The organism is Paraburkholderia sp. BR13439, from assembly GCF_040948805.1.
Classification (GTDB): domain Bacteria; phylum Pseudomonadota; class Gammaproteobacteria; order Burkholderiales; family Burkholderiaceae; genus Paraburkholderia; species Paraburkholderia youngii.
In genome coordinates this window covers 1-329 of record NZ_JBFPKN010000174.1, presented here as the reverse complement: position 1 = coordinate 329, position 329 = coordinate 1, and the positions used below count along the sequence as shown (strand labels likewise).

Genomic DNA, 329 nt, shown 5'->3' with positions numbered 1-329 from the left:
CTGCCGGATCAGGCCGAAGCTGGAGAGAAAAGCCTGCGTGCGCTTCGGGTCACGAAATCCGCGCATGCGCCGCTCACGTTCACGCGTAGGCTGATGACTGTTCTCTGCCCGGTTGTTCACCCGGGCCACAGCCTTGACGAAGACGTGTTTGATGTTTTCCAGTTCGGGGATGTCGGCCTTGGCTGCCGGGTAGCTGCGAAGCTGATCGGTGACAATCCTTCGTGGCGCGTCGGCACAGGCGGCCAGCACGCGGTTGAAGAAGCGCTTTGCTGCGGCCTTATCGCGATGTTTCTGCAGCAGGATGTCGAGTTCGGCGCCGTGCTGGTCGA

General features: G+C 61.7%; 1 protein-coding gene. It reads right to left on the bottom strand.

Going from position 1 to position 329, the window contains the following annotated elements:
* On the bottom strand, positions 1–329 hold a 329-nt coding region (locus AB3X96_RS42755), incomplete at both ends, for a DDE-type integrase/transposase/recombinase (RefSeq protein WP_368594442.1).